This is a genomic window from Pseudoduganella sp. GW821-FHT11H04, assembly GCF_058807935.1.
Map to the genome: position 1 here is coordinate 1 of NZ_JBXARE010000031.1, position 1,459 is coordinate 1,459.

Here is a 1,459-nt window from a genome sequence, read left to right on the forward strand (position 1 = left end):
CTATATGGACGCCTCCCTTTTGCAAGGTGTTTCCAGCGATTCGTAGACGAGGAAAGTCGCAGTTCTATATCCGGCCTTGCATGCGGTTATACCGCTGGCCCCGATGAAATCCGCTGACCCACACCTCATTCTCCTAGCGGGCTTCAAGCCCTGGACGCAATTCAGGTTTAGTGGATCCCGGTCTGACCTGTCTGTCATCGCTGTCAATACCTAACGCAACCGTTGGCGTGCCATCCTTTCATAGGTTGGTTGATCTTCATGTTTGCATGGCGACTTGCGGCCGCATGCTGACATGCTCTTTGTCATAAGCACGCTCGTGGGCCAATACCGCCCAAATCGTGCGCGCCATCTTGTTGGCCAATGCCACCGTCACCACGTTGGGTGGACGGCGCTGGCCAATATCCAGCAGCCACTTGGTCGGCGTCTTCGCGTGTATCCGCACCGCTCGCGCGCCGTGAATTAGCAAGGTGCGCAGATACGTATCGCCGCGCTTGCTAATGCCCAGTAACCTGATTCTCCCACCAGTGCCTGTTTGCGCCGGCGCCAGCCCGATCCAGGCGGCGAACTCACGGCCGGAACGGAAGGCCTTGGCTTGCCCCATGGTCGCCACCGCCGCAGTGGCCGTTAGCAAGCCGACACCCGGTATGGCGGCAATCGCCTGCGCCTGCCGATCCTGGTGCAACCACCCCAGCAGGCGGGCCTCAATCGCAGCAATCCGCTGGTCCAACTCGGTCAGCTCGGCCCACTGCTCGCGCAAAGTATCGATCAACATCGCCGGCAGACGCTCTGCCAGGCGGGCCAGCGCGTCCTTCATGCCGGCATTGAACGCTACCTTACCCAAACCAAACACCTCGCCATACTCCGCCAGCAAACCACGCAATTCATTGCGCTGCGCCGTGCGCATCTTCACCAATTGCTGCCGTACCCGGTGCATTGCCAGCACCGCTTGCTGCGCCTCGCTCTTGACCGCGACTGCTTTCACGCCTGGCTGCTGCACCGCGAGCCAGATGGCGCGGGCATCAGCGGCATCGTTCTTATTGCCGCTTACAAACGCCTTGACCATCTTGCCCGCCATCAGCTTGACCTCATGGCCCAATCCTTGCAACTGGCGCGCCCAATGCTGTGAAGCGCCACATGCCTCCATGCCGACCAGGCACGGCGCGCGGTTCGAGAACCACTGCAGGAACTGCGCACGCTTGAGTTGTTTGCGGATCACTTCGCCCGTCTCCATGTCAACGCTGTATAGCTGGAACACGCTTTTGGCCGTATCTACCCCGACCACGGGTTTGGGAGTAGCATTCATGATGTGGATCCTCCTGTTTGCCTCGAAAGTAAGTTGACTTTCACCTGGGCACTCTGATGCCGTCGGCCTGTGAGGATCCATCTTCCTCCTGCTTTCCCTTTCCTGCCCGCTCATCGCTTTTCTGGCACTGGAGGGGAGGCGTCCATTTCATTCTCC

General features: G+C 59.6%; 1 protein-coding gene. It reads right to left on the minus strand.

The annotated features are described in order from the left end of the window. Nucleotides 1–256: 256 nt before the first annotated feature. Complete coding sequence (locus AC1RTP_RS28485; protein WP_498612019.1) at nucleotides 257–1,303, minus strand: IS110 family RNA-guided transposase; 1,047 nt, start codon at nucleotides 1,301–1,303, stop codon at nucleotides 257–259. Between the last annotated feature and the right edge of the window lie 156 nt (nucleotides 1,304–1,459).